The sequence below is a fragment of the Hyphomonas sp. genome (genome assembly GCF_013823385.1).
Lineage (GTDB): Bacteria > Pseudomonadota > Alphaproteobacteria > Caulobacterales > Hyphomonadaceae > Hyphomonas.
Map to the genome: position 1 here is coordinate 291,802 of NZ_PNMA01000001.1, position 23,125 is coordinate 314,926.

The 23,125-nt window shown below is 62.4% G+C and carries 24 protein-coding genes; 6 read left to right on the forward strand and 18 right to left on the reverse strand.

All coding sequences use genetic code 11. The features are described from left to right. Positions 1-57: 57 nt before the first annotated feature. Complete coding sequence (trxA, locus tag C0456_RS01415; RefSeq protein WP_291047585.1) at positions 58-378, forward strand: thioredoxin; 321 nt, start codon at positions 58-60, stop codon at positions 376-378. A gap of 24 nt (positions 379-402) precedes the next feature. On the opposite strand, the gene C0456_RS01420 is transcribed toward trxA, so the two are convergent. Next, positions 403-1,344: an ABC transporter ATP-binding protein gene (locus tag C0456_RS01420; protein ID WP_291047586.1), complete on the reverse strand. Its 942-nt coding sequence runs from the start codon at positions 1,342-1,344 to the stop codon at positions 403-405. A gap of 118 nt (positions 1,345-1,462) precedes the next feature. Here C0456_RS01420 and C0456_RS01425 point away from each other — a divergent pair, with 118 nt between their 5' ends. The 4 genes from C0456_RS01425 to C0456_RS01440 all read left to right on the forward strand — a co-directional run bounded on the left by C0456_RS01425 (position 1,463) and on the right by C0456_RS01440 (position 4,792). Next, entirely contained in the window at positions 1,463-1,666 is a 204-nt protein-coding gene (locus tag C0456_RS01425) for a zinc-finger domain-containing protein (protein WP_035596084.1), read from the forward strand. Positions 1,667-1,699: 33 nt separating this feature from the next. Next, positions 1,700-2,905, forward strand: coding sequence for an FAD-dependent monooxygenase (locus C0456_RS01430; RefSeq protein ID WP_291047589.1), 1,206 nt, complete (start codon positions 1,700-1,702; stop codon positions 2,903-2,905). A 72-nt stretch (positions 2,906-2,977) separates the two neighbouring features. Further along, on the forward strand, positions 2,978-4,354 hold the full coding sequence (locus C0456_RS01435) for an L-serine ammonia-lyase (protein WP_291047591.1): 1,377 nt from the start codon (positions 2,978-2,980) through the stop codon (positions 4,352-4,354). Positions 4,355-4,441: 87 nt separating this feature from the next. After that, on the forward strand, positions 4,442-4,792 hold the full coding sequence (locus tag C0456_RS01440) for a helix-turn-helix transcriptional regulator (protein ID WP_291047593.1): 351 nt from the start codon (positions 4,442-4,444) through the stop codon (positions 4,790-4,792). A gap of 15 nt (positions 4,793-4,807) precedes the next feature. Here the strand turns inward: C0456_RS01440 and C0456_RS01445 are convergent, their stop codons facing one another. From C0456_RS01445 to C0456_RS01520, 16 genes are all read right to left on the reverse strand, one after another. Further along, the gene (locus C0456_RS01445) at positions 4,808-5,296 is read right to left on the reverse strand and encodes a hypothetical protein (RefSeq protein ID WP_291047594.1); all 489 of its coding nucleotides are present in this window, start codon (positions 5,294-5,296) and stop codon (positions 4,808-4,810) included. Further along, the gene (gene gspN, locus C0456_RS01450; protein WP_291047595.1) at positions 5,293-6,048 is read right to left on the reverse strand and encodes a type II secretion system protein N; all 756 of its coding nucleotides are present in this window, start codon (positions 6,046-6,048) and stop codon (positions 5,293-5,295) included. Before gspN ends, C0456_RS01445 begins: the two co-directional genes overlap by 4 nt. After that, positions 6,048-6,536 (reverse strand): type II secretion system protein GspM, encoded by a 489-nt coding sequence (gene gspM, locus C0456_RS01455; RefSeq protein WP_291047596.1) that lies wholly within the window; start codon positions 6,534-6,536, stop codon positions 6,048-6,050. The genes gspN and gspM overlap by 1 nt, the downstream gene beginning before the upstream one ends. Next, positions 6,533-7,636 carry a type II secretion system protein GspL gene (gene gspL, locus C0456_RS01460; protein WP_291047598.1) on the reverse strand — a complete coding sequence of 368 codons (1,104 nt, stop codon included), beginning with the start codon at positions 7,634-7,636 and terminating at the stop codon, positions 6,533-6,535. Before gspL ends, gspM begins: the two co-directional genes overlap by 4 nt. After that, the gene (gspK, locus tag C0456_RS01465; RefSeq protein ID WP_291047599.1) at positions 7,636-8,607 is read right to left on the reverse strand and encodes a type II secretion system minor pseudopilin GspK; all 972 of its coding nucleotides are present in this window, start codon (positions 8,605-8,607) and stop codon (positions 7,636-7,638) included. Before gspK ends, gspL begins: the two co-directional genes overlap by 1 nt. Next, a complete protein-coding gene (gene gspJ / locus C0456_RS01470; RefSeq protein ID WP_291047601.1) occupies positions 8,604-9,224 on the reverse strand; it encodes a type II secretion system minor pseudopilin GspJ in 621 nt (206 codons plus the stop codon). The genes gspK and gspJ overlap by 4 nt, the downstream gene beginning before the upstream one ends. Beyond that, a complete protein-coding gene (gspI, locus tag C0456_RS01475; RefSeq protein WP_291047602.1) occupies positions 9,221-9,592 on the reverse strand; it encodes a type II secretion system minor pseudopilin GspI in 372 nt (123 codons plus the stop codon). The genes gspJ and gspI overlap by 4 nt, the downstream gene beginning before the upstream one ends. Then, positions 9,592-10,182: a GspH/FimT family pseudopilin gene (locus tag C0456_RS01480; protein WP_291047603.1), complete on the reverse strand. Its 591-nt coding sequence runs from the start codon at positions 10,180-10,182 to the stop codon at positions 9,592-9,594. Before C0456_RS01480 ends, gspI begins: the two co-directional genes overlap by 1 nt. After that, positions 10,109-10,567: a type II secretion system major pseudopilin GspG gene (gene gspG, locus C0456_RS01485; RefSeq protein WP_291047604.1), complete on the reverse strand. Its 459-nt coding sequence runs from the start codon at positions 10,565-10,567 to the stop codon at positions 10,109-10,111. The genes C0456_RS01480 and gspG overlap by 74 nt, the downstream gene beginning before the upstream one ends. Before the next feature lie 12 nt (positions 10,568-10,579). Then, positions 10,580-11,791: a type II secretion system F family protein gene (locus C0456_RS01490; protein WP_291047605.1), complete on the reverse strand. Its 1,212-nt coding sequence runs from the start codon at positions 11,789-11,791 to the stop codon at positions 10,580-10,582. Continuing rightward, entirely contained in the window at positions 11,778-13,268 is a 1,491-nt protein-coding gene (locus C0456_RS01495) for an ATPase, T2SS/T4P/T4SS family (protein WP_291047606.1), read from the reverse strand. The genes C0456_RS01490 and C0456_RS01495 overlap by 14 nt, the downstream gene beginning before the upstream one ends. A 7-nt stretch (positions 13,269-13,275) precedes the next feature. Beyond that, a complete protein-coding gene (gspD, locus tag C0456_RS01500; protein ID WP_291047608.1) occupies positions 13,276-15,237 on the reverse strand; it encodes a type II secretion system secretin GspD in 1,962 nt (653 codons plus the stop codon). Next, positions 15,234-16,115: a type II secretion system protein N gene (locus C0456_RS01505; protein WP_291047610.1), complete on the reverse strand. Its 882-nt coding sequence runs from the start codon at positions 16,113-16,115 to the stop codon at positions 15,234-15,236. The genes gspD and C0456_RS01505 overlap by 4 nt, the downstream gene beginning before the upstream one ends. Before the next feature lie 237 nt (positions 16,116-16,352). Then, positions 16,353-19,004: a TonB-dependent receptor gene (locus C0456_RS01510; protein ID WP_291047611.1), complete on the reverse strand. Its 2,652-nt coding sequence runs from the start codon at positions 19,002-19,004 to the stop codon at positions 16,353-16,355. Between the two features lie 79 nt (positions 19,005-19,083). Further along, positions 19,084-20,655, reverse strand: coding sequence for a hypothetical protein (locus C0456_RS01515; protein WP_291047612.1), 1,572 nt, complete (start codon positions 20,653-20,655; stop codon positions 19,084-19,086). 185 nt (positions 20,656-20,840) lie between these two features. Continuing rightward, positions 20,841-21,689 (reverse strand): 2OG-Fe(II) oxygenase, encoded by an 849-nt coding sequence (locus C0456_RS01520; RefSeq protein WP_291047613.1) that lies wholly within the window; start codon positions 21,687-21,689, stop codon positions 20,841-20,843. 178 nt (positions 21,690-21,867) lie between these two features. Here C0456_RS01520 and C0456_RS01525 point away from each other — a divergent pair, with 178 nt between their 5' ends. Further along, on the forward strand, positions 21,868-22,623 hold the full coding sequence (locus C0456_RS01525; protein WP_291047614.1) for a CAP domain-containing protein: 756 nt from the start codon (positions 21,868-21,870) through the stop codon (positions 22,621-22,623). Positions 22,624-22,706: 83 nt separating this feature from the next. Here C0456_RS01525 and C0456_RS01530 read toward each other — a convergent pair whose 3' ends face one another. Then, a complete protein-coding gene (locus C0456_RS01530) occupies positions 22,707-23,090 on the reverse strand; it encodes a helix-turn-helix transcriptional regulator (protein ID WP_051612387.1) in 384 nt (127 codons plus the stop codon). Positions 23,091-23,125: the final 35 nt, after the last annotated feature.

Sequence of the window (23,125 nt, forward strand, 5' to 3'; positions counted from 1 at the left end):
GAGAGTCCCTATGTATCACACTCCAGAATTAGAATGCCGGCAGAAGGAGCCGCAACCATGGCAGCGATCAATGTAAATGAAGACGAATTCGACGGTGTGGTCACCGGGTCGGATACGCCTGTTGTCGTCGATTTCTGGGCCGAATGGTGTGGCCCCTGCAAGCAGATGTCTCCCCATCTGGAAGCCGTTGCCGAGGAAATGAGCGGCAAGGTGAAGATCGTCAAATTGAACGTGGACGATTATCCGCTGGTTGGCGCCCGGTATGGCGTGCGCGGCCTGCCGACGCTTCTGATGTTCAAGGGCGGCAAGGTGACGGCGACGCGCAATGGCGCAATGAACCGTCAGGCGCTGACCGACTGGATCAAGCAGAGCCTTTAAGGCTCTGCTGTTTCCGGCCCGTCTTCAGGCGTTTTCGCTCGTCAGCGAAATGAAGACGTCTTCAAGGTCGGGCGCTTCGGTTGACAGGTCGGCGATGCCGATGCCGGCCACGCGCACGCGCTCCAGCAAGCGGCCAATTCCTGTTTCACTGGTCCGGAAGGTGATGGCGAGGCCGCCATCCATCCGGATCTTTGCGTCGAGGCCCGCCAGATCACCCGGAACGGCGCTGAGCGGTTCCTTCGGGTAGATCACCAGTGTCTTGTAATCGAGACGGGAGAGAAGCTGGTGGGTCGGCTCGCACGCAACGATCTCGCCATGATTGACGATGGCGATGGTGTCGCAAAGCTCCTCGGCTTCTTCCAGATAATGGGTCGTAAGGATGATCGTCGTGCCCTTGGCGTGCAGTTCGCGCACATAGTCCCAGAGGAGGCGGCGCAGCTCGACATCGACGCCGGCGGTCGGCTCGTCGAGGATCAGCACCGGCGGGTTGTGGACAAGGGCTTTTGCCACCATGAGGCGGCGTTTCATGCCGCCCGAGAGCTGGCGGACATAGGCATCCTTCTTGTCGGCAAGGCCGAGCGCGGTGAGGATTTCCACAGTCCGGCGTTCGGACTTGGGCACGCCATAGAAGCCGGCCATCAGTTCCAGCATCTCGAACGGCGTGAAGAAGGGGTCTGCGACCACTTCCTGATTCACGACGCCGATGGCAGCGCGGCTCTGGCGCGGGTCCTGGTCGATATCGAGGCCCCAGATTCGCGCTGTGCCCGATGTTTTTTTGACCAGGCCGGCGAGAATGTTGATGAAGGTGGATTTGCCTGCGCCGTTTGGTCCGAGGAGGCCAAAGATCGAACCGGTGGGAATGGTGAGATTGATGCCGTTTAGCGCTTGTTTTTCCGGCATTTTTCCGGATGCAGCATAGGTTTTCCGCAGGTCGCGGACCTCAATCGCATAGGTGGGGTCAGGCATGGTAAGTATTTTCCCGTTGGCAGGGCGCCTTGCGCGGTCCATGCCCAGTCTTTAGTTAGGATGCCGCTGGCTGGGTCGCAAGCAATCGCGTCACCGCCAATTCAGGAGAACCCAAGGCATGCCCGCCAAACGCGATGTTTTTACGCCGCCAGAGATTTCCATGGTCTCGAGCCACAAGGTTTCCTGCAATGGCGGAGGCGGCGCGCTCGGCCATCCCAAGGTTTGGTATGAGATGGGCGACGATGATTTCGTCGAGTGCAAGTATTGCGACCGCCGCTTCGTGCTGATCGGTGGCAAGCAAGACCCCAACCGCGCACGCTAGGGAGGCGGCCCAAACAGGACCGGCGGCAAGCCCATGCAGATCCTGATTGCAGGCGGCGGTATCGGCGGACTGACAGCGGCGCTGGCTTTCCTCAAGGCAGGGCATTCGGTGACGGTGCTGGAAAAGGCACCGGAGATTGCCGAAGTGGGCGCGGGACTGCAGATCAGCCCCAATGGCATGAAGGTGCTCGATGCGCTGGGCGCATCGGCGCGTGTGGCGCGGGATGCGTTCCGTCCGCGTGCGCAGGAACTGCGTCTTGGGCGCAGCGGAGCACGGATATTCAGTGTGCCGCTTCGCGAAGCGTCGCAGGCGCGGTGGCGGGGAGAGTATCTCCATATCCACCGGGCGGACCTTGTTGAGGCCCTGAAAGCCTGCGTGACCGACCGCGCCCCGGATGCCGTGCGCCTGGGCGCGACGGTGACAGGATACGAGAATACCCCTGGCGGCATTGTTGCCCTCCTCAGCACGGGCGAGCGCGTGGCGGGCGACCTCCTGGTGGGCGCCGATGGCATTCATTCAGCGGTGCGAACGCAGATGCTGGGGCCGGACAAGCCGCGCTTTACCGGCAATGTTGCATGGCGGGCTGTGGTGCCGGTTTCCAAGCTGGGAGATTATCCGCCCCCGGAGACTGCCTGTGTGTGGGCCGGAAAACGCCGCCATGCGGTGACCTATCGCCTGCGGCGGGGGAGCCTTGCGAATTTTGTCGGCGTGGTCGAGTGCGCTGAGCCCGGAGACGAGTCCTGGACCTCCGTGGGCGCGCGGGAGCAGGCACTGAAGGACTTCAAGGGCTGGAACCCCGTGATCCAGCGGATCATTGATGAGGCGCCGCTGCTGCTCCGCTGGTCGCTCTATGATCGCCCGGAGATGCCGAAATGGCAGGATGGCCGGGCCGTGCTGCTGGGGGATGCGTGTCACCCGATGTTGCCGTTCATGGCGCAGGGCGCGGTGATGGCGATCGAGGACGCCTATGTGCTGGCGCGGGAAGTGGGCCGGACGCTGGCGAAGGGCGACGGGGCAGGCATTGAAGACGGGCTCAAGGCTTATGAAGCGATCCGCAAGCCGCGGGCAACGCGCGTGCAGAATGTGGCGCGGGAGAATGCAGCGCTGTTTCACCGGTCCAACCCGCTGTATCAGCTTGGCACCTATGGGCCGATGTGGGTGGCGGGAAAGTATCTGCCGTCAATCGTGCATGGGCGGCATGACTGGCTTTACGGCCATGATGTGACCGGGCCCGGCTGAGCCGGGGTTGCGGCCAGCGGCCAATTCGGCCACCAATCGGCAAAACTTACGCAAAGGAAACGGGCGCAGAACATGCTGTCTGTACTGGATATTTTTCGGGTCGGGATCGGCCCTTCAAGTTCGCACACCGTTGGGCCGATCCGCATCGGGAACCGGTTCATGGCGCATCTCGCCCAGAGCGGGAAATTGGCGCGGACGGCGCGGATCGAGGCGGAGCTGCAGGGTTCTCTTGCGCTGACGGGTGTGGGCCATGCGACGCCCAAGGCGGTGGTGCTCGGACTGCTCAATCTGGAACCGGAGACACTGGACCCGGAAGAGGCGGACCGGCTGGTTGCGCAGGCCTATGAGCAGAAGGTGCTGGCGCTGGCGGATGGACGGTCAATTAAATTTAATCCGGAGACGGATATTCGGTTTGCGTATGACATCATGCCGGACCTTCACCCGAACGGGCTGCGCATCCGGGCGTTTGACGAGGCTGGTGCCATTCTTGCCGATGAAACCTGGTATTCCACAGGCGGCGGTTTCATTGCCACGCGGAAGCAGCTCGAAAAACCGGTGGAGGACGATATCCTTCCCGTGGGCGACCCGGTGCCGTATGAATTTACTTCAGCAGCGCGGCTGCTGGAAATCTGCCGTGCTGGCGGTCTCAGTATTGATGAGGTGATTCTGGCGAACGAGGACGCCAAGCGGCCCCGCGCTGACACCGAAGCGGCGCTGGACCGGATTGCGGGTGTGATGATGGCGTGTATCGACCGCGGGCTCGTGCGGCGCGGCGAGTTGCCGGGCGGCCTGAAGGTGCGCCGCCGCGCGCCGGAAATCTGGCAGAAGCTGCAGGAGGGGCCTCCGTCGAACGAGCGGGAACAGTTGTTTGACTGGCTGAACGTCTACGCCATGGCGGTGAACGAGGAGAATGCGGCGGGGGGGCAGGTGGTGACCGCGCCGACAAATGGCGCGGCGGGGATCATTCCGGCGGTGATCCGGCATTATTGTGCAGAGACGGAAGATGCGACTGTCCGCCTGCGCAGGTTTCTTCTGACCGCCGGCGGCATCGGCCTGCTCTACAAGCAGAGGGCATCCATTTCCGGCGCGGAGATGGGGTGTCAGGGCGAGGTTGGCGTGGCGTGTTCGATGGCGGCAGGCGGTCTTGCCGCCGTGTGGGGTGGCACACCGCAGCAGGTGGCCAATGCGGCCGAGATCGGGATGGAACACAATCTGGGCCTGACCTGCGATCCTGTCGGCGGCCTGGTGCAGATCCCGTGCATTGAGCGCAATGCGATCGGCGCGGTGAAGGCGGCAAATGCAGCCCGGCTCGCCCTGCATTCTCTGGAACAGACGAAGGTTTCTCTCGATCAGGTGATCGAGACGATGCGGCAGACGGGGCTGGACATGTCATCCAAGTATAAGGAGACGAGCCAGGGCGGTCTGGCGGTAAATGTCATCGAATGCTAGGAAATTGACACAAAACATTATCAGACCCGACACCGAAATGTAGCGGAACCGCATTAGCGCTGCATCCTGTATGACAGGGGCTGCGGCATGATGCACGATCCGAAACTCGTCTATTCTCTTGAGGTTCGCGTTATGGACCTGGAGCAGAAAGTGGCTGATCTGGAGCACAGTCTCCGGGAAATTACGGCCGGCCGGGTGAAGAACGCCGATCCGAATGTGGTGCCGCTTCCGCCGGCGCTGCTCAAGCGGATCAGCGACGGGGAACATCCGGTGCGGGTTATCCGCCAGTTCCGCCTGATGACGCAGAAAGAGCTGGGCGAACTTTGCGGCATCCGGCCCAACCACATCTCAGCCATTGAGCGGGGCATGTCTTACGGTCTGAAGACCGCCAAGCGTCTCGCGGATGCGCTGGCTGTGCCCGTTGACCTGCTGACCTGACGGGCGGGTTCCGGGTCAGCCGGGAATGCAGGCGCGTACGCCGGTCACCGGAAGAACGGTTTCCCATCCATCGGCGCCGGTCGTGACCAGGCGCCCGGATTCGACGCGCTGACCACCTTCGAGCATCTCGCCAGGCTTCAGGCTGAGATTGACCGACCATGTACCGTCAGCGGAGAGATACTGGGTTTCGGTGAAGAACTGCCCGAAGACTTCGCCGTCCGTGTCCGTAACGATAAGTCTCTGCGCGGCGCCGTTATGCAGGACGAGCGCCTCGCCGCTGGAGGCCTCGGTGAAGAAGGTGAAGCGGCGCGGCGCGGCCATACCCCAAAGGAACAGGCCACATTCTCCGGCGGCCAGCTTTTGAGGAGGCAGCCCTTCTGCGGGCACCTCTGCCACTGGCGATTCCATGGCCGCGACCGCTGAGGCAGTCTGCTTGGCGGCAGGCCCCGACGCGCAACCCGCCAGGCAGCCGGCGATGAGAGAAATGCTCAGAAGACGGATCATTGTGGCGCCTGTGTAAAAGTTGCAGGATAACGATAAACATAGGTGCCGCCCTCTGGGGCGAAGCCGGCAAGGGGAAGGCCATACTGGAACTGTTGCGGGATGACCCCCGATACACGCGCCTCGATGCTGCCGCCGCCCCCCAGGCGGAACCGGCCGGCGGCGTCCAGCTTGGTGCCGAGCGGACTTGCTGACTGGAGAGGGATGAGCAGCGTATCGCCCTCACAGGAGAGGTTGCCGGCAAGGTCCGGCCAACCCGGCCCAAGGAGAGCGGCATTCTTTCCCAATGCATCGCTCCAGGATTGGCCGGATGCCTTGGCGCAGGCGCCGTTTTTGAAGCGGATGATATCTCCGGTAAGGCGCGCCTTACCGCCCGACTGGCGGATCCAGGCCGCGACACCATCAAGGGTGGCAAAGTCCAGTTCGATGTTGAAGTCGCGCAGTTCGGTAGCGCCTGAAGCGAAGGCGGCCGCTTTGCCGGTACCTTTGCCGGAAGGGCCGGTCCAGTCGAAATCGTATTCAACACCAAGGCCGAGGAGGGAGACGGGATTCAGTTTGAGGCTGGCATCGCCAAGAATATCCTGCCCGGCCTTGAGGCCGGTGATCTTTCCGCCCACGAGCGTGCCTTCCGCCGAAGTCCAGCTGAGACCGCGCTCTTCGGCGCCGGCAGTCTTCAGAATGAAACTGAGAGGGGCGAAGGCGACGAGACCCACCAGAAAGCCGACGATCAGGACAAGGAGGAGAATGAAACGCATCATGGTCTTTTACCAAGGCTGAATTCCGCGCTGGCGTCCATGCTGCCATCTGCATTCTGTTTGAGAGTGGCGGCGCTGACCGTCACGCCGAGGCCTGTTTCAACCTGTTCTACCCATTGAAAGAAGACCGGGCTGGTTGTGCCCGTGAGCTTCACCTGGAATGACGACTGGCTGGCTGGGGGTGTTTCCACGGAAAGCCCGGCCTGGCGGGCCATCTGGGCTGCTTGTGTCTGCAGCGCGGCCGCGTCCTGGGTCGCCGGAGCTGCAATCGCGGGATGTAGGGTCTGACCCTGCTGGATCAGCGCTTCTATCCGGTCGAGGCGCGCAAGGGTCTGCGTGCCCTTTTCGTGATTGAGTTTTGCGCGGTCCAGCGTGTGGATTGCGGGCTGCAACACGAGTTGCCAGATGGCCGCAACAGCAAGCAGCAGGCCGGCAATCCCGAGCAGGGCCTTCTCGCGGGGGCTGCGCGTGTTCCACCAGGCGTTCATGGCATCAGCTCCAGAGTAATCCGAATTGAAGCGGCGCCGGAACTTTGTTCCAGAGCATTGGACGAGACCTGGAAGCCACGTCTTTGCAGGAAAGTTGCCACGCCGTCGACCGTCTCCGGGGATGGCGCCTGAACGTCAACCACAAGGCGGCCGGCGCTACCGTCGAATGTCAGTGCAGAAATGTGTGTATCCGGATTAAGCGCGATTGCCTCATAGAGGGCAGCAACGGATGTGCGGAAGTCCAGCTTGCCGGGTAGTGCGGCGACGGCCAGCATGTCACGGGTCGCCCTGTCGATATCTGCCGGAATGGCGGCGGCTGGGAAGAGGGCCGCATAGCGCTCCGCCGCGCGTCTGCTGAGTTGTTCGGCCGCGTAATTATAGTTCCGGGCTTCGAGGATCTGGGTGCCTGTCCAGACCGACACGGCAGCGATGCCGATCCCGGCGGCCTTGCGCCAGGCGCTGACGCCCTGTTTCTTCTCTCTTGGCGGGGCAAACGGCCCGGTGCGCAGGTTCACGCCTGGATGCGTGGCGCTGCGCTCCGCCAGCCGGATGATCTGGATGCCGTCCTGAAGGCTTGGGACTGTGGCCGCGCCAGCCAGGGCTTCTCGGGCCTGATCTGGAAGTCCGGCATCAATTCCGATGATACGGTTTCCTTCCCGCTGGAGGATGTGGCCCCCCAGATCTACCGGGTGCATAATATCGGTATACAGACTTTGCTCGGGCAGGAGCTTGACCGGGGATAGCCCTGCCTTTGACAGAAGCTCCAGCCAGGACTTCATCAGCGTGCGATCAACAACATAAATGTCGCGCTCCACGGACTCCTTGAGCCTTGGCCCCAGGACAAGATGAACATCTTCCACCGGTTGGGCGAGTTCGTCTTCGATGGCATAGAGCGCGGCGCGCGCCGCTTCGGCTTCGTTGCGGGCGGGGACAGGGGCGCGGAAATGGCCCACGGCCGTGGCGGGTGCAAAGGCAAGGCAATCGGCGGCGCCGAAGGGGCCGCGGTGATTGACAATTTCAAGGCGGCCGCCCCGCTCCTGCGCAATCTGCAGGGCGCCATCAGGCTGTGGGGGAAGCGCGATGTAAATAATGGTTTTCATCATTCTTCTCCCATCCGGCGCCATATGGTTTGGGGCGCGGCGCCACTTTTGGCCGAAATGATGAAGGAGAATGGCCAGCTGCCGCCGTCAAGGGTTGTTTGCCCTTCGGCGAGATAGGTTGTGCTGAGTGTTGACAGGGCTTCGGTCCGTTTCTGGCCTTCGGGAATGGTGCGGATGTCGGGCAGCGCCTCAAACTCATCAACGCTCGACCAGCCTGTATCCGGGCGATTGAGAAGGAGTCTCTCGGCCGCAGCCAGAGTAAGGGCTTCGGAATATGTGGCGCGCAGGAGGGCGGCCTGATCCGGGCGCAGCGTGTTGATATTGAGGCGGGTCATCTGAGGCTCCGGCCGTGCGCAGATCAGGGGCGCGAGGGCCTTCCGAAGGGGCGGTGTATAGCCCATCACAGAAGCCAGTTCGCTGGGGCTGTCCATGGGCTGGTTGGCAGCGCGGTAGCCGGGGCTGAGCGTGAGGTAGTAGCCATCTTCCGCGCCACCCTGCCGGGTGTTGCTGTCCGCGTCCAGCCAGTCTGCCAGCGCATTGGCAAGGTTGCTGGCATCCGTTGCGGGTATGTCGAGGTCGCGCAGAAGGGTGGCCCATGACAGGCGGGCATAGGTGGCGGCGCCTTCGTCCGGATTGGCGAGCGCATTGATGTTGAAGCAATTGGACGCATCGCTGACCTGGAGCGAGACAACGCCCCCCCTTAGGGGCAGAACAACCGGCTGAGAGAGGCCTACGGTCAGCGGTGTCAGCTGGCCGCTGGTAAGGTTGGACATCTCTGCCACGGCGCTGAGCGCCAGCGCTTCTGCAGAATAGGCGGCCCAGCCCGCATCGGCGCGGCGGGAGGCTGCCTTCGCCATCGTCGTTTGCTGGGTGATGGCCATCGTCGCCATGAGCGCGGCAACAGCAAGCGCCGCCACGATGAAGAGGATCGACAGCAGGGCTGCGCCGCGTTGGGGATCGGGCCGGATCATTCGCGCAGCCCAATGCGGAACTTTGCCGTCAGTGTGTCGTCTTCGCCGAAGGTGAAAACCATCTCGATCTTGTCCGGGAAGGGGGCGCCTGCCGGACTCGCCGGGACGATCCACTCAGGCTTCCAGCTCTGCTCGCGGCCATACTGGACGGAGATGTTTTCAAGCCCGGAAAGAAGGAGCTGCTCTGCGACGGCGGTGCTGGGGCCTGCGTCAGGCGAACTCCAGGACCTGCGGATAAGGACGCCGTTGTCGAAACGGTATTCCACTCGTTGGAGATCGCCGCGGGGCTGGTCTGCGGGGTTTGACCAGCCATTGCGGACGAAGGTCACGATGCGTCCGTCAAACCGGATCGGCTGGCCTTCAAAACGGGCAGGCAGATCCGAACTTGCGTCGGCGCGGCTGGGGCGGTCCACGAAGGCCGCAAAATCATCCCGCAGAACGGCAAGGGCTGTCTGCAGTTCGCGGGCATGATCGCCGCGATCCTCAATCAGCCGCGTCCCGCGCAGGGATTGGGTCAGCATTACGCCGCCGGCCGTCGCCAGAAGGGCAACGACGAACAGGGCGATCAACGTTTCCATTAGCGAGATGCCCGATTGGGCGCTGGCGGGGGCCTTCATGTGTCCCCCTTGATGCGGTGGAGAAGCGTTACCTCGCTGAGCACGGCCTCTTCGCCGGCGGCGCGGACACGGATGGTGACTTCCACAAGATCGTCGCGGGGGGCGGGGGTGATGTCCCGCTCCCAGGCAAAGCTGCGGCGGCGCTGTCTCTCTTCACCAATTGATCGGCCGATGACCTGCAATTGCGGATTTGTGACCGTCTCCACGGCGACATTCTCGGCCACCTGGCGGGCAAGGGCGCGGTCTCCCATCTGGGCGCTGATACGGATGCTGTTGGTGTTGAGCGAGATGAGCCCCATTGCCGCAGTCGCAAACACCGCGACGGCAACGAGCGCTTCCATCAGCGTGAAGCCCTGCTGGTTGCTCATCACCGCATCTCCGTCTGAACGCTGCCGTCCGGTAGCAGGGTGAGGCTTGTGAGGACGCCGTTGCGCGAGAGTTCCAGGGCGACCGGCAGGGTATGGCCCAGGGGATCAAAGATGACGGCCGGGGCCGGGTCTTCGCCCTTCTCAAGCACTGCTGGGGGTTTGCCGTTTATGCGGATGGCGATGTCCTTGGGGAGTGGATGGCTTTCCATCAGGCGCCAGGTGCCGTTCTGCCAGATGGCGGGGGCGTAGCTGTGGCCTTCGACAACAAGCCCCACGGGCTGGCCGGTGACCATTGCGCGATTGGCAGCCTGCTCAAGCGTTTCGCGGAGCCGGTCGGATTCCTGCTTGTAGGCATGCCGGGTCGGAATGGTGAGCAGGATCAGCGTGGTGGCGACAGCGATGATGGAGAGGGTGACCATGATCTCCACCAGCGACAATCCCGCCTGAGGGGCGCCCGCAGGCGTCCTCAGGGGCTGAGTGGCCGAAGGAGAAGCTTCACGGCACACGGGCGCAGCGTCAGTCCCAGTTGCCGATGTCAGCGTCGTTGCCTTCTCCACCGGGTTTGCCGTCAGCACCGAAGGAGTAGACATCAAACCGGCCACCGGAACGCACACCAGGGAATGCGTACTGATAGGGATTGCCCCAGGGATCGTTCTGGACGCGGCGGATATAGCCGCCGGGGCGGTAGAGCGTGGTGTCGATGCCGGGGGGCGGGCTGGAAAGGGCGGCCAGGCCCTGATCGGTGGAGGGATAGGTGTAGAGGTCGAGGCTGTACTGCTCGAGGGCGTTCTCGAGGTTTGAGATGTCAGCCTTGGCTTTGGTGACGCGCGTGCGGTCTCCGACCGGGGCGACGTTGACGATGATCAGCGTTGCCAGAAGGCCCATGATGAAAACCACGACCATGAGTTCGACCAGCGAAAAGCCCGCCTGACGGCGGCGCTTTTCTGCTGTGTTTGCTTCAGTTTCAGGCGTCATGAGGGCGCTCCTTTATCCGAGGGCGAGAGTGTTGAGCTGCATGATGGGCAGCATGATCGAGAGGACGATGGTGCCGACAACGCCGCCCAGGAAGATGATAATCAGCGGTTCGAGCAGGCCGAGGGCAACATTGGTGGCGGTTTCAAATTCGTCTTCCAGAAAATCGGCAGCGCGGTTCATCATGGCGGGGACGTTGCGGGCTGCTTCGCCGCTGGCGACCATGTGGACCATCATCTGGGGGAAGACCCCGCTGGATTTCATGGCCGAAGAAAGGGCGCCGCCGCGCTGGACGGTTTCGAGGATCTGATCGGCTGCATCCCGAAACACCATATTTCCCATGGCGTTACGCGCGCCTGACAGGCTTTCGAGGACGGTGGCGCCGGCGCCGGACATGGTGGCGTGGATGCGGGCAAAGCGGGCCGAGGCGACCTTGCGGTTCATGTCGCCGAAAAAGGGGATGCGCAGGGCGAAGGCGTCCCAGCGGCGTTTCCAGGCCGGAATCTTCAGGACTCGCAGGGCCAGGAACACGCCAGCAACGGCCACAACCAGGACAACCAGACCCCAATCGCGGACAAATCCGGACAAACCGATGACAAATCTGGTCAGCGGCGGCAATTCCGAGGCCCCGAGCATGGCAAACTGCTCAACGAGCTTGGGCACCACCCAGACCATGAGGGCCGTCACCATGGCGGTCGCCATGATGCCGAGGATGATCGGATAGATCAGCGCCGAGCGAACGAGGGTGCGCAGCCGGTAGCTGCGCTCCAGATGGTGGGCGAGCTGATCGAGGACGAGGCCAAGGCGGCCGGAGCTTTCGCCGGACGAGACTACCGCCCGGAAGAGCGGCGGGAAAGCGCGCGGGGCGCCCCGCATGGCTTCGGCCAGGGTGGCGCCTTCCATGACCTGGGAGCGTACACCGAGGAGCAGGCCCCGCTGGGGCGAGGCGTCGCTGTCACCCGCCGCAGCGGTCAGCGCCTGTTCGACCGTCATGCCGGAGGACACCAGCACGGCGAGCTGCCGGGTGAGGAGGGTGCGTTCCTTGTCGCTGAGGCGGCCGGTGCCGCCGAAGCCAAGGGCCTTTTCTCCACGCGCTTCGGTGAGGGAGACGGGTGTCAGCTGGCGGTCGCGCAGCTCGCGGCGGGCTGCGCGGGCGGTATCGGCCGAGATGACGCCGCTGGTGCGCCGCCCGTCGGCTGTCAGAGCCTTGTATTCAAACGCTGCCACCGAACCAGGCCTCCCGGCGGCAGACGTGGAGCAGTTCCTCGGCGCTCGAGTCGCCGCTCAGCACATGCCGCAAACCGTTCTGGAACAGCATATCAGATTTCGCGAAAGCTGTGCGCTCAATCTCTTCTTCGGTGGCGCCGTCATGGATCATGCGGCGGATGGGCCCGTCGATCAGCAGCAGCTCGTAGACGCCCAGCCGGCCTTCATAGCCAGTTTGGCCGCAGGCGGCGCAGCCGGTGGGCCGGTAGAGGGTGAGATCGGTTCTGCCAGCAAGGCCAAGGCGCTCCAGCAGGGCAGGCGGCGGCGAATAGGCTTCCTTGCAATGGACGCAGAGTTTCCGGATCAGACGCTGGGCCAGAACGGCGCGCAGCGTGGAGGCGAGCAGGAAGCTCTCCACACCCATATCCCGAAGGCGGGTGATGGCACCGGCAGAGCTGTTGGTGTGGATGGTGGAGAGGGCGAGGCGGCCTGTGAGCGCAAATTCCAGTGCGACTTCGGCCGTTTCCACATCCCGGATCTCGCCGACCATGACGATATTCGGATCGTTCCGGAGGATCGAGCGCAGGGTGGCGGCAAAGGTGAGGCCAACCTTGTGGTCCATCGGCGTCTGGCTGATGCCGTCGAGACCATATTCCACCGGGTCTTCCAGCGTCATGATGTTGACGCGGCCGGTGTTGAGCTGGGCGAGGGCAGAATAGAGCGTGGTGGTCTTGCCCGAGCCCGTCGGGCCGGTGACGAGGATCACGCCATTGGGCTCGCTGAGGGCGGCGCGGAAGCGGCGCTCTGTGTCTTCGTCCATGCCGAGGGTTTCAAGGCCCATGAGCGCCTGACGCGTATCCAGCAGGCGCAGGGCCACGCGTTCGCCGTAGCGGGTGGGCAGTGTGGCCACGCGAACATCCAGCGCGCGCCCGCCGAGCGTCAGCGAGATGCGCCCATCCTGGGGCATGCGCTTTTCGGCAATGTCGAGCCGGCTCATGACCTTGATACGCGAGACGAGGGGGGCTGACACGCGGCGGGACGCCGTGAAGACTTCCTGCAGCTCGCCATCGATCCGGTAGCGGACCGAGAGCTTGTCCTCGAAAGGATCGATGTGGATGTCGGACGCGCGGCGGCGGATGGCATCCTGCAGCAGCCCGTTGATCAGGCTGATGATCGGGGCATCAGTGTCACCCGCGAGCAGGTCTTCCGTTTGCGGAAGGCCATCGAACAGGCTTTCAAGATCACCGCCGGTGCCGGCAGCGGCCTCGGCGGCGCTGCCGTCGAGGCGCGACTGGCCGAAGCTTTCCGAGAGCTGGCGCTCATACTGGCTGGCATTCATCGCTTCCAGATGCACCGGCAGGCCGGCAACGCGGCGGGCTTCAACCAGGGCGACGGGATCAGCGCCTTCGCGGACCGCGAACGTCAATTCTGCGCGGCCGGGAACGACGACAATCCCCTTGTCGCGGGCAAATGCATAAGTGACCTGGGCGCGCGTCATGAGACAATTATCGCGGAGGCTGGACCGCTTGGGAAGCCGGGCCGCCTGTTCCGAGAACCTCGCGGACAAACTGGTCGACCGTACCGCCGGGTGTCTTGTCCCGCATCAGTTCCTCTGCCTGAACGTAGAGGTATTTCTGCTGGGTGACCGCCTGGGCGTCGGCCTTGCTGCGGACGATGGTGGGGCGGATGAAGACCATGAGATTGCGGCGCGTGGCGGCCTTGCCTTCGGACCGGAAGAGACGGCCGACGCCGGGAATGTCTCCCAGCACGGGGACCTTGGTGTCGCGCAGCGTGTCTGTCTGTTCGACGAGACCGCCCAGGACAATGATCTCGCCGTCATCTGCCAGGACGCTGGCGCGGATTTCGCGTTTGTCGAGGATCAGGTCGGGCGTCACCGTGCCGACGCTGCCGAACACGCTGGAGACTTCCTGGCGGATGTCGAGGCGGACGGTGTCGTTCTCGCCGATACGGGGGGTGACTTCGAGCTGGATACCGATGTCCTTGCGCTCGACTGTGCGGAAGGGGTTGGAATTTGCGTCCCCCAGAACCTGGCCTGTGGTGACCGGAATTTCCTGGCCAACGATGAGCGCGGAGGTCGCGTTGTTCAGCGTCATGCCGAAGGGGGTCGACAGGATGCGCGAAGATGTATCGTCCTGAACGGCATTGAGGATGACGCCGAAGAGATTGTCGCCGGATGTGCCGCCGAAACCGAGGGTGAGGCCTGAGGAACCCGTCAGTGAGCTGATGGCCGCATCCCGGAAGGGGTTGGTGGCCGCAGGATCGGAGAAGGCGTCCGTGACGAGCGCGCCCGTCAGGGCAAGGAGATTTGGCGCCGCGCGCGAGAAGTTGGTCGAGGCAAAGGGAACTTCGCCGCCCGTGCCGGAAAGCAGGAATTGCAGGCCAAGCTCGCGCGCCGCATCATCCGACATCTCCACGATGATGGCCTCGACCATCACCTGCGGCCGACGGACATCTAGCGCCGTGACCACGCGCTCCATGGCGAGGATGGTTTCAGGATTTGCGCTGATGACGATGGAGTTGGTGGGCCCGTGATGGGCGATCGTCTGGGAGACGGGCGCGGTCTCTGCCGGCGATCGCTGCATGGCCATGCTGTTGGCCACGCGCTCGAGGATCGGAACGACTTCTGCGGCGTCGGCATAGTTCAGCGTGATGACACGGACATGATCGCGCTGGGGGTTGGTGGCGTCGAGTTCGAGCGCGACGCGTTTGGCGCGGTCAACTGAGGTGGCGTCGCCCCGCAGGATAATGGAGTTGCTGGTGAGGGAGGCAACGGCAGAGAGGCGATTGATGGTCTGGCCGCCCTGGCCGCCGGCGTCACCCTGAAGCCGTGTAAGGACGGTTTCTATTTCTGCGGCCGGAACGTTCGCCAACGGAATTGTTTCCGTCACGGTCTGATCGCGGTCCACGGTTTCAATGATGCGGCGGACGCGCTCGAGATTGGACGCATAGTCGACAACGACCAGCGTGTTGGTGGCCGCATTGGCGACAACCTGACCCTGCGAGTCGAGCAGGGGCTTGATCATCTGCGCGGTTTCCATCGCATTCGCGCGGTTAAGCTTGATGACTTCGGTGATGAACGCGTTGGCACCGGGGCCCGACATCGGCGCTTCGGTGGACGCGATGGCGCGGGGCACGATGCGGTAAGTGTCCTTGCCGGCGGGAACGGCAGCGAAGCCCTGAATGCGCAGCGTCGTCAGGAATACCTGGAAGAGTTCCTGGGTCGACATCGGCGTTTGCGAGACGACCGATACGCGCGCCTTGCGGACATCCGGGTGCGTGACGAATGTGTATCCCGTCAGCATGGAGATGTCTTCGATCAGCGTGTTCAACTCGACATCTTCAAGGTTCAGGACGTGCTTGTCCTGAGACGGCGCAGGCGCCTGGGCGGCCGCGAACTGTGTGGCGGTGAGCGCAGCCGCAGCCGCGAGCAATATACGTTTGGTCATTGAGAGAGGCCGGAATCGGGGGAAAGCCGTAGGCGGACGATGGCGCCGTCGCGGACAACATCAAGCGCGATCGATTGAGAACTCATTACTGCAGACTGGATCGCCTCGGGGCCCATGCCCTCGATGCTGGCGCCATTGACGCGCAGGACCATATCGCCCGCCTCAAGGCCGGCTGACTGGAAGTGTCCCTGGCCGCGGGGGGAGAGGCGGTAGCCGGCCACGGCGCCGTTGCGCAGTTCCGGTTGCATATCCACATCTGTCAGCAGCAGCGCAGGGGTGACCGGCGCGGCGCTTGAGCCAGCGGGAGGCGCAGAGGATGTTGGCGGCGCCGGTTGAGCCGGCTGGATGCTGACAGACGCGGCGCTGGACGATGAAGACGAGCCGGCAAACAGCGGCTTGTTCGGATCGTTCAGGAGAAGTTCCTGAAGCTGGCCGTTGAAGCGCAGGAACACACGGTCTGCCGCGACGGTTTCCAGGACGGCGCCCGAAACGATCTGTTCACCGATGGAAAAGCGCTTCTGGGTGTTATCCGGCAGGATCAGGACCGCGCTGCTGGAGCCGGCGGCCCCGTCCGACCAGCGCAGGCCGGCGATCTTCAGATTGAGAGAGGTGGGAACGGCGATCTGGCTGGGCTCGGCAGCGCTGGCGCGGAAGGGGTCTGTCTGGGTCAGCAGTGCCAGCGAGGTCTGTGCACCGGCCGCGCCGGTGACAGCGGGGATCTGGTGAAGGGCGCTGGCGCCGTCACCCGGCGCGGCAATGAGCCAGGCGAAACGGGCCAGCAGCAGGCCTGTGGTGAGGGCGAGGGCAGCTTCGATCGCGGTACGGCCGATCGAACCATACGCCAGCCGAGTGCCGCCTTCCGGTCCGAACAGTTTCATCAGCCTTAGACTCCTGCGAGATACAGAGCTTCTTAATCACACTCTTGCGACAGTTCTGAGACGAACACTGGCCTGAGTGAACAGGTTATCAGCAGATCGAGCGTAGAAATGTATCCGGTTTTCCGTAGCTCGAAAGGCTTCAGACTTCACTAAAAATATGAGGCGCAGCAGGTGATTATATCCTGCTGCGCCTCGAATCTCATCCGGCTTCTCTGGTGGCGGGAAAATTAACCAGAGTTAGAATGCCGCGCTGAGGCCAACGGACAGGGTTGTGCCGACTTCGTACTGGTTTACCCGCACATAGCCGTCATTGCCGGTCTGATATTCCTCGAAATCCTCCTGGAGGAGGTTTTTCGCCTTGATATCGAGCGTGAAGGCTTTGCCGCGAAGGTCGAAGCCCTTCTTGTAGACGAGATCAAGGTTGATGCCCGGATCCTGCAGGAAGTCAGGCTGGCCGGCCGGCGCGCGGGCGGTGACCCGCTCGCTGGCATAGTTGGCAAGAAGGGTCAGCTGCGAACGGGCAGCCTCGTCTTCCCAGCCGATCTGCAGGTTGGCGATATGCTCCGACTGCCCCTGAAGGCGCGTGCCATCGATGATGAAGTCCGTAGCGGGACGGGGCTGGCCGCCCGCCTGCAGCGGAAACACCACGTCTCCGGAGCCGGCCTTCACCTCAGATGTGGTGTAGGTGTAGTTGGCCTGCACCAGGAATTCCTTCGAGTCGAAGAAGGCTCCCTTGATCGGGCTGTCGAAAACACGTTTGAAGTCGATCTCGGCGCCGTAGAGGATGGCTTCAGGCGCGTTGAGGTAGGTCTGGAAAACCGAGGCGCTCTGCTGAACCACGACAGATTCCACCGGACGGTCGAGCTGCTTGAAGAAAACGCCCGCGGTCACGGCCTGGCCGCGATCAAAGTACATTTCGTACCGGGCGTCGAGGTTCAGGATTTCCGTATCGGTCAGGTAGGGGTTACCGATGAAGGTCCGGCCGCTGTCCGTGTCGTAATACTGCTGGGGCGCAAGTTCGCGGAACTGCGGGCGGCCGATGCTCTTGGAAGCCCCCAGACGAAGCTGCTGATCTTCGGCGAAGTTCCAGGTCAGGGTAAGGGCCGGCAGCAGGTACTGGTTTTCCAGTTCCGGCGGCGCTTCCGGCGCAGTTTCTGAGGAGATCAGTGAGAGGGGCGTTACCGACTGGGTAGCGTCTTCGAAACGCAGGCCGACAGCGGTGCGCACCAGAGGAATGATTTCCGCATCAACCTTCGCATAGGCGCCGAAGACCTTCAGGTCTGCGTCATAAGCGGCCGCACCGGATGAGCCAGTGGTTTCGCGCAGGACAAAGAGATCAGGATTGATGTTGTAGTTTGCGAACAGGAAGTCCGGGCGCTGTTGCGACACGAGGAAATCCAGTGGCGGATTGCCCACAATGAAGCTGAAGATGCGCGCCTGGGCGCTGCGTTCGTTCTGATAGGCTTCCACCCCCGCCGAGTATTCGATGTCGCGGGCGGAGGAGAGCGCCTGAACATATTTCAGATCGGCGCCACCGCTTACAACCTTATCGTCGAGGAAGGAGAACGTCGTGCTGTTCGACGAGCCCGAACCCGAAGGATCGTAGATATAGCTGTTGGTGAGGTCGCTGAATATGAAGCGCGTGGCCCGCTCATACGGAGCATCGCGCTTGGTCTGGGAAAGCGCGGCTCTCCAGTCGAGAGTCCACGGGCCGCGATAGTGGTCGCCGTTGATCTGGGTGCTGTAGAGTTCGCGGGCATACCAACCCGTGCGGTCATCCCGCACATCGCGCGACGCCAGATCGTCGTATCCTTCGCGGATGCTCGTCTGTTTCGTGGTGCGGCGGACGTAGAGATTGGTCCAGTTGAACTTGTCATCGCCAAAATCAAGACCGACGCCGAAGAGGCCGTCCCAGCCGATGTTTTGCTCCGTAGTCAGATAATCATAGGTAGAGGTGGCGCTGAGAATGCCGCCGTTGATCTCGCCGACTTCCTGCCGGCCATCCCGCGTACGCCATTCATTGCTGTAGCCAAGGACACCGATGATGCCGAGTTCTGCGCCGCCGAGATCAAAGGACGTCCCGCCAGAAGCTTCATAGCTGCCGTTCATCGGGATGCTGTCATTCGACTGGATCAGGTTGATGGGCGCATTGGTGAATGCCTGGCCCATAGCCTGCAGTTCGGCGTTGGTGAAGTTGTTGTTCTGGATCCGATTGCCGGTAGCCATAGCCTGGCGCACCAGGCCGGGGATCTTGCGTGTGCCATCGTCAAAGCCGAGTACATCGCTGTCGGCGCCGTAATGCGTGATGCCGTCCTTACCGGTCGTTTCGGTATTGTAGCTGCCCGAGACGCTGAGTTCGAGGAAGCGTTCCTTGGGGATGTTCAGCGTGCGAAGATCGATGATGCCACCACCGAATTCGCCCGGATACTCAACCGAGTAGGTCTTCTGGACAAGGACGTTTTCGAGAATGTTCGTAGGGAAGAGATCGAGCGGAACGACGCGCTGGAGCGGTTCCGGGCTCGGAAGGGGGGAACCGTTAAGGCGGGCAGCAGAATAGCGCTCACCCAGGCCGCGCACATAGACGAAGCGGCCTTCGGCAATCGTGATGCCGGTTACGCGTGCCAAAGCGGAGGCGGCGTCGGAGTCGCCCTGACGCGCAAGGTCTTCCGGCGCGAGGAACGCGGCAACCTCAGAGGTGCTGCGCAGCACTTCCGGGATATAACGCCCAAGAACCACAACCTCCTGAAGTTTAAGATCCTGAGCTTCGGGTGCTGCCGCCTCAGGGGAGGTTTCGGTGGAATTTTCGGATTGAGCCGATGCGAAAGCCGGCACGAGGATCGCTGTCGAAGCGATCAGCAGGGTCCGGAGGGACAGCGAGCTGAATTTCATGAGATAAGATCCTGAATGGATGCTTGAGATGAGAAGAAACGGAGGCCCCGGTTGAGAGGCCTCCGTCATGGTCATGGCATTAATGGCAGGTCGGCTGGCCGGGCAGGCTGCAGGTCCAACCCGCATACCAGGTGTCGTTCGCATTGCGGACGGCGCCGATATAGTCGACCGGCGTGAGGAAGCCCGTGATGAACGTGTTGCTCGTGCCCAGACCGACCCCTGCGTTCAGCGCGGTGGGGAAGGCAGATGCGGTAACAGCGTTCTCGTTCGCGCCGTTGATGAACCCGCCCGTCAGGGTGGAGGTTCCGTTCAGCACGTTGGTGGGGTGGGTCAGCAGCGCTTCGACGGTGGCATCCGGGATGTCGGTTGCCGGCGTGGTGCCAGCCGCGCCGCCATCACCATTGCCGCCGGCGCAGGAGAAGAACACCGAGCGATAGAGCGGACCGTTGCCGTCAACGCCGTTCGGATTGTTCAGCGTCGAGTTGGTGGCGATGTTCACGCACTGATGGTTGCCCGGATGGCGGATAACCGTGTTGTAAACGCGCGCCGTGTGGCCGGTATTGTGGACGATGGCGTCCCGCGTGCTGTTTTCACGCATGACGACTGTCCAGTTGGCGTAGGTCGGACGGGTGAAGAAGTCAGCCGTGTTGGTGCCGCGCGAGCTGGTTTCCCAGCCAAAGTCCCCGCCACCCGAGCGTTGATAAACGATGCCGAACTGAGCCGCGCCGCGCCAGCCGGAGTCGGTGTCGAAGCCATCATCATCGATACCAGTCAGCACGATGTATTTGAGGTTCACGTTGCCGCCGAAGATCTCGATGCCGTCATCCGAGCTGTTGTGAACCTGGACGTACTCAAACGTGGTTCCGTTGCCGACGCCGGCCAGGGTGATGCCGTTGAGTTCGTTGTTCGGCGCAATTTCAAAGCCGGAGTAGGAGAGGCGGAGGTAGCGGATACGGCCGCTGTTGTCGGTCGGTGTGTTGCCGCCGTAGAATGCGTCTGCGCCTTCCACCTGTGCCTCACAGGCGATGTTCGGAGGGGTTACAGCGCCGCAGCCATCCGTCGTCGGAGCACGGCCCAGGATCACAAGACCGCCCCATTGGCCAATCGAGTTCTCGGTGGTGTTTCCTTCGATGTCTGTGCGGCTCGTCATAATGATCGGGTCGTTGGCTGCGCCTTCAGCGAAGATCTGCGAACCACGGTTCACGAGAAGGTAGTCGCCACCCGAGTTGCCGAACAGCGTGACGCCCGGCTCGATCGTCAGGATGCCCGACTGGCGGCCCGCAATTGGGGCGTTCGGGTCACGGCCGAGATCTGTACCCACCTGGGTGCGGCCAGCGATTGAGTAGAGCGTGCCGGCCCGCTTGGGAACCACGAGGTTGCCAGTGATGGTGCTGGGCAGCTGGCAGATGCGGTTGTCAGCAAGAACGCCGATATTTGCAAAACCGGCCGGGCAATCAGCAGCCGGACCGCCGGTCGGGGTGGTTGGGGTGGTCGGAGTGGTTGGGGTGGTCGGGGTGGTGGGCGCCGACGGCGGCGGTACGAACGCGCCAACGCCAGGCGAGGCGACGCCGTCGGCGCCGCTGCAAGCGCCAAGCAGCGCGACTGCAGCGCAGCCGAGAAGCACCGCGCGGAAGTTATTCTTGGTCAACATCAATGTCTCCGTCATGAACCCTGAGCGGGCGCGCTGACGGTTTCCCCCGCCGCGCTCGCCAGACGTTAACTGCCGTCTGCCCGCAGCGCGGAGCCTTAAGATTTGATTGCAACACTTACGGGAAGTTTAGATGACACTTACATGAAGCTGTCGCGCAGCGCGACTTGTGTGACACCTTGGCAACATTACAGATTTGTGGAGTATTCGGCGGGAAACATCTCCCCCCAACCCCGTTCCCGGAACCATTTGGTAATGACGTATTTCACGCCCGAGCGTACCTTCATCCCGTGATGGATCGTGTACGGATTTACGGTTCCGTCCGGATTCAGATTGTTCCAGATCACGGCTTTGCCCTTTTCGGGCATGATGGTTTTCTCAAGCCTGCGAAACCGGGTGCCGCCACCTTCTTCCACATCATTGAGATAGATCATGAAGGTCCAGGTGCGCTGGCCGGTGAACTGGCAGTGAACCTGATAATCCCTGGTTCCCGGCATGAAATAATCATAGTGCGCCTTGTATTCCTGATCGACATCATAGCGCTGCGTTTGCGTGGCGTCGGAATAGGACCAGTGAACGCCGAGGGCTTCGGCGATGAGTTCGTCCAGCTGCATCACCAGGTTGTGGCCAAGCGAGCCGATATCGGAGGAGCGTGACGTGCGGATCTTCGGGTCAGCGAAGACATCTGTAGTGGTGGAAGCACGCAGGCGCTCATCTGTAAGGGCGATCAGCTGGTCGCAGATCTCAGGAACAAGGAAATTAGGCCAGACATAGAGCTGTGCCTTGGACACAGGAACCCGCCGCAGCAGGGGATGGTTCAGAGCCCGCCGGGTGAGGGGGGCATTGGCGAGTGCGGCATGGTCCACATCTGAGACCGGCCGGCGGCCGTCATAGGCAGCGCGCATGAGTGCGCGTACCGCCGCGTCGTCAAACCCGTTCTTGATGAGCAGGCGTTTGACCTCATGCGGCTCCACCCCTGATCTCAGGCGCACCCATGTGAAGGTCAGCCACTCATCGCTGATAGTCGTGTTTGTCATCGCAGCACCATTCCTGTGGCGTGAATAGTGCAGGGATGTGACGATCAGATGACACCAAAAAACAACGTAGGCTGATTAAAAATCGATCTACACGGAATATACCATATTATGTATCTCATTGACGCAAATATGTAAAATATGTACTGTGACAGTTATGTTACAGTGGAAATACAGAGCTTTGTCACTCCTCGCTCTGGCGATTGCGGCGCCAGGGGTGGCCCTTTCGGAAGCCGGTTCGCCGGCGCGTTTCTCACCCGGAGAATCGAACGGCATGATTGCTGCGGCAGACCGTTCGAACGTCAGTAGAGATCTTCTTACTGCAATGGATGGTGTCCGGCAGGATGCCGGCCTGGCGGAATTGGCGGAGCATCAGAAACTGTCCCTCGTTGCCCAGGAGCATGCAAGGGACATGGCGCGCCGGCACTATGCGGCGGACGTCTCCCCCGAGGGCCGAACGTTGCTTGATCATGTCCGGCAGGCTGACCGGCAGACGCTTTACAGCGCGTTCGGGACGGCAATTGCCATCGTGGATGCTGGCACCAGCGCAGAAACCGTGCTGGCGGCACTGATGTCTGATCCGGCCAACAAGGCGAACCTGCTGCGGTCAGGCTTCGATCATGTCGGGATCGGCGCAGTCGAGCAGGATGGCCGGCTTTATGTCGTGCAATTGCTGGCGCGTGTTGAGGGGCAGCTGCAACGGCCGCTGCCGGTCAATTCGAGCGGCGCAGAGAGCCTGCGTGTGGACCTTGCTGCCCGCGGCATGACCCCGGTGAGCTGGTCGCTCAGCGATGGCGCGGGGGCAACCCTGCTTCGCGGTACCGGTGAGCGTATTCGCGATCCGCGCGGCACAGGCGCTGAAGGATACCTCAACCTCGACGTTGCCATGGGGCCGGACGTCTACACGCTGCGTGGGCCGTATGTCCGCGTGAACTGAGCGGGGGATCTGTCCCTGGCTGGCAGCCAAGAAAAAAGCCGGAGCATCACTGCTCCGGCTTTTTGCTTTCCGAGGGAGCCAACTCAATCGGCGGAGAGCGCGCGAAGAACCTTCGCCATCGTCTCAAGTTTGGCAACGGAGCTCGTGCGGTCGATCAGAGCATGACAGCGGGCGCGTGATTCGCTCACCGGGTCTCTTGATTCCTGCGAAGCGGCGTCGGAGGTCTGAAACAGTTCGGCAATCGGCACGCGGAGGGCGCGGGCGACGCTGGAAAGCATACCTGCGCTGAGCCGGTTCGTGCCGGTCTCGTACTTCTGGAGTTGCTGATGGCTAATGCCCAGTTCCTGGCCAAGCTCGGACAGGGTGAAGTTCTGAGCAATGCGGAGTTCCCTGATTTTTTCGCCGACCTGCTGGTCAACCTTTGTGGGAGAGCGGGAACCAGCGGCCCGGATTTCTTCTTGCATCATTTTCCACCTTTAGGTTTTAATCTGTCTCCTAAGTG